Source organism: Thiomonas sp. TH-17 (assembly GCF_057473305.1).
Genome location: NZ_JBYCKI010000271.1, coordinates 1 through 2,465, shown reverse-complemented (window position 1 = coordinate 2,465; position 2,465 = coordinate 1). Strand labels below are relative to the sequence as shown.

Here is a 2,465-nt window from a genome sequence, read left to right as displayed (position 1 = left end):
TGCCGAAGGCCTGCACCATCTGCAGCACCGAGTAGCCTTGGCCGGTGCCGAGGTTGACGGTCAACATGCCCTCATGGCCCAACAGATAACGCAGCGCCGCTACATGGCCCTCGGCCAGATCCATGACATGGATGTAGTCGCGCACGCCGCTGCCGTCCACCGTGGGCCAGTCGCCGCCGAACACGCGCAGTTTCTGCAACCGACCTACGGCCACCTGCGTGACAAAGGGCATGAGGTTGTTGGGAATGCCGCGCGGGTCTTCGCCGATGAGCCCGCTTTCGTGCGCACCCACCGGGTTGAAGTAGCGTAGACGGGCGATGCGCCAATGCGGCTCGGCGCGATGCAGGTCACCGAGAATTTCTTCGATCATCAGCTTGCTGCGGCCGTAGGCGTTGGTCGCGCTGAGCGGAAAGTCTTCGCGAATGGGCGTTGAGGCCGGATCGCCATAGACCGTGGCGGACGACGAAAAGATGAGGTTGTGCACCTTGGCGCGCTGCATCGCCTCGAGCAGAACCACCGTGCCGCCGACGTTGTTGTCGTAGTACATCAGCGGTTTTTCCACCGATTCGCCCACTGCTTTCAGACCGGCGAAGTGGATCACGGCGTCGATCTTGTGTTGTGCAAACACGGCGTCAAGCCGCGCCGCATCGCGAATATCAGCCTGCACGAAGACGGGGCGCTTGCCGGTGATGCGCTCCACCCGCGCCAGCGACTCGGCGCTGCTGTTGCACAGGTTGTCGTACACCACAGGGGTGTAGCCCGCTTCGATGAGGGCGACGCAGGTGTGCGAGCCGATGTAGCCGGCGCCGCCGGTGACGAGGATGGTGGCTGTGGTCATGTCGTTTTTGCGGTGAATGTCGAGGAATGGAAGGGAAAGGGGTTTCCCCTATTCTGCCTTGCCAACATGAGGCACGCGCATCGCACACGCATCTTTCACGCGGGCACCCCGTTACGATGCTGCGCCATGACCCCAGAAGCCCGCACCGACGCCCCGCCTTCCCCCTGGATCGTCCGCCATGCCTCGCTGCTACTCGCGGGCGGCAACGTGCTCGACGTCGCTTGTGGCGGAGGCCGCCATGTACGCTGGCTGCAGCAGCGCGGCTATACGGTGTTTGCGGTGGACCGCAACGCCGAAGCCCTCGCCGGTCTGCGCGATCTGGCGAAGGTGCAGGTGGCCGACCTGGAAGCCGGCCCCTGGCCCTACGGCGAACAAACTTTCGATGCGGTGGTCGTGACCAACTACCTCTGGCGCCCTTTGTTGTCGCGCATCGTGCAAGCGGTGGCCCCCGGCGGCTTTCTGCTCTACGAAACCTTCGCCCTCGGTCAAGCCAGCGTGGGCAAGCCGTCGAATCCTGATTTCTTGCTGCGCCCCGGCGAATTGCTCGACGCGGTGCGCCCGGCGCTGCGCGTACTGGCCTTTGAAGATGGCTTTGTCCAAGCGCCTCACCCCGCCTATGTGCAGCGCATCGCCGCCGTTCGGGAAGCGCCCAACGCCAGCGCGGCAGACCGATACAATCTCTCCATTTGACAAGCAGCTCACAAGCAGCGCACGCAGAACAATGTCCTCCCAACCTCTGGTCATCCGCGGCAGCATCGTCGCCCTGGTGACCCCCATGCACTCCGATGGCAGCGTGGACTACCCCGCGCTGCGCAAGCTGGTCGACTGGCATATCGAACAAGGCACCGACTGCATCAGCCCGGTCGGCACCACCGGCGAATCCCCCACCATCCCGGTTGACGAGCACATCGAAATCGTGCGCACGGTGGTCGAACAGGCGGCTGGCCGCGTGCCCGTGATGGCCGGCGCCGGTGCCAACTCCACGCGCGAAGCCATCGAACTCTCCAAGCGCTGCCAGGAAGTCGGGGCCGATTGCGTGCTCAGCGTCGTGCCCTACTACAACCGCCCCACGCAAGACGGCATGGTGGCGCATTTCACCGCCATCGCCGAGGCGATCGACATCCCCGTGGTGCTCTACAACGTGCCGGGCCGCACCGTGGCCGATATGCAGGTAGAAACCGCGCTGCGTCTCGCACAGGCGCCCGGCATCATCGGCATCAAAGAGGCCTCGGGCAACATCGACCGCGCCGCACAGATCATTCGGCGAGCGCCGCCGTCGTTCGCCATTTATTCCGGCGACGACCCGACCGCCGTGGCCCTGATGATGCTGGGCGGGCACGGCAACATCAGCGTGTCGGCCAACGTCGTACCGCGCCGCATGCACGAGTTGTGTGTGGCCGCGATGGCGGGAAATGCCGCGTTGGCCAGCAAATTGCACTTCGAGCTCATTGATCTCAATCAGCAGTTGTTCTGCGAACCCAACCCCATTCCCGTCAAGGAAGCGCTGCGCCTCATGGGTCGCATCGACTCGGGCCTGCGACTGCCCCTGACTCCTTTGCAACAGGCCTTTCACGCCCCGTTGCGCGCGGCCTTGCAGGCGTTGGGCCTGCCGGTGGTTCACTGATTT

Annotated in this window: 3 protein-coding genes; 2 read left to right on the top strand and 1 reads right to left on the bottom strand. The window is 64.4% G+C overall.

What is annotated here, in order from left to right; all coding sequences use genetic code 11:
- A partial coding sequence (galE, locus tag AC2VLV_RS15420) for a UDP-glucose 4-epimerase GalE (RefSeq protein WP_486990821.1) occupies positions 1–838 on the bottom strand: 838 nt, incomplete at its 3' end.
- Between the two features lie 126 nt (positions 839–964).
- Between galE and AC2VLV_RS15415 the strand changes: the two genes are divergently transcribed.
- Together AC2VLV_RS15415 and dapA are read left to right on the top strand one after the other, a co-directional pair.
- Positions 965–1,528, top strand: a complete 564-nt coding sequence (locus AC2VLV_RS15415) for a class I SAM-dependent methyltransferase (protein ID WP_486990820.1) — start codon at positions 965–967, stop codon at positions 1,526–1,528.
- A 31-nt stretch (positions 1,529–1,559) separates the two neighbouring features.
- Positions 1,560–2,462, top strand: a complete 903-nt coding sequence (gene dapA, locus AC2VLV_RS15410) for a 4-hydroxy-tetrahydrodipicolinate synthase (RefSeq protein ID WP_486990819.1) — start codon at positions 1,560–1,562, stop codon at positions 2,460–2,462.
- Positions 2,463–2,465: the final 3 nt, after the last annotated feature.

Bases quoted from the DNA above. Each gene is read 5' to 3' on its own strand.
- AC2VLV_RS15415 (WP_486990820.1), top strand. From the start codon at position 965: ATGACCCCAGAAGCCCGCACCGACGCCCCGCCTTCCCCCTGGATCGTC.
- dapA (WP_486990819.1), top strand. From the start codon at position 1,560: ATGTCCTCCCAACCTCTGGTCATCCGCGGCAGCATCGTCGCCCTGGTG.